Annotated in this window: 1 protein-coding gene and 2 pseudogenes; all 3 read right to left on the bottom strand. The window is 68.6% G+C overall.

Annotated elements, in window-relative coordinates; genetic code table 11:
• Window positions 1-256, bottom strand: a pseudogene (locus sphsw_RS19080) (MFS transporter); the annotation flags it as partial.
• Window positions 228-1,232, bottom strand: a complete 1,005-nt coding sequence (locus sphsw_RS17710; RefSeq protein WP_031441774.1) for a histone deacetylase family protein — start codon at window positions 1,230-1,232, stop codon at window positions 228-230. The pseudogene sphsw_RS19080 and the gene sphsw_RS17710, both read right to left, overlap by 29 nt.
• Window positions 1,233-1,255: 23 nt before the next feature.
• Window positions 1,256-1,471: pseudogene (gene lysK / locus sphsw_RS20695) on the bottom strand (lysine--tRNA ligase); the annotation flags it as partial.

Raw genomic sequence — 1,471 nt, forward strand, 5'->3', positions numbered from 1 at the left:
GGTCGGACACGGCCCCTGCGAACAGGATCCCGATCGCGAGCGGCCCGGTTGCCAGCGAGACCGCGAGCGACGCCGCCTCCGCGCTGAGCCCGAACTGCGCGGCGAACGACGGCAGCAGGGGTTGCACCGAATAGAGTAGTGAGAAGGTCGAGAACCCCGCGAACAACATCGCCAGCGTCAGCCCGCGATAGGCCGGCGTCCCCGCCGCGATACCCGTCCCTGAAATGTCAGAATCCCCGCAGGAAGCTGTCGACATTGTGGCCGAGCGCATCGACCGCATAGCCGCCCTCCATGACGATCGCAGTCGGCCAGCCGCGCGCCGCGATATCGCGCGCCAGCACCGCATAATCGGGCGTGGTCAGCGCGAAATGCGAGATCGGATCCCCCTCCCACGTATCCGCGCCGAAGCTGACGACGAGCAGACCCGGATCGAACGTCGCGATCGCGTCGAGCGCGGTCGTCTGCGCCGTGCGAAACGCGTCGATCGTTGTGCCGTGGGGCAAAGGCAGGTTGAGCGTCGCGCCCAGACCGTCGCCGTCCCCCGTCTCGTCCGCATGCCCCCAGAAGAAGGGATAGTCGGTCCGCGGATCGGCATGGACCGAAGCGTAGAACACATCGCTGCGGTCGTAGAAGATGTCCTGCGTGCCGTTGCCGTGATGATAGTCGATGTCGAGGATCGCGACGCGCGCGACACCCGCGTCGCGTGCCGCCTGCGCCGCGATCGCCGCGGTGTTGAGATGGCAATAGCCGCCGCAATAGTCCGCGCCCGCATGATGGCCGGGCGGCCGGCACAGCGCGAACGCCGCGCGGTCGCCCTCCAGCACCGCGTGCGTCGCGGCCAGCGCCGACTGCGCGCTGCCATAGGAGGCGGTCCAGCTGTCGGGGGTGATCGGCGTCGTTGCGTCAAAGCTGTGCGCGCCGATCAGCGCATCGATCCGCGTCAGGTCGAGCGGCCGCCGCGCGCGGATCGGAAACGCATAGGGTATCGCATCCCCCGTCCGCCCCGCCTCGCGCCACAACCGCGCCGCGTCTTTCAGGAACGCGACATAGGCCGCCGAATGCACCGCGAGGATCGGCGCCTCGCCGCGATCCGCCGGCGTTTCGACCGGCCCCAGCGCCGCCAGGATCGCATCGACCCGCGCGGGCATCTCCGCATAGGTCGTGAAGCCGCCATTGTGCAGCTCCTGCGTCGGCGCATGCGCCCGCTGCCGGTCGTCGAAGAACATGCGCATCGGGTATACCCTCGTAAGGAGTGTCAGGCAGCGGGGCGGGCGAGCGCCTCCGCGATCAGCTTGCGCGAATTGTCGATCCCGTACAGCGCGATGAAACTGCCCATGCGCGGCCCCTGTTCGGAGCCGAGCAGCGTCTCGTACAGCGCCTTGAACCAGTCGCGCAGGGTCTCGAACCCGCCGGTCTTGCCGATCTCGTAGACGATGTTCTGCACATCCTCGGCGCTCGCATCGGCGGGCAG

Origin of the sequence: Sphingomonas sp. FUKUSWIS1 (assembly GCF_000733135.1) — a bacterium.
Classification (GTDB): domain Bacteria; phylum Pseudomonadota; class Alphaproteobacteria; order Sphingomonadales; family Sphingomonadaceae; genus Sphingomonas; species Sphingomonas aerolata.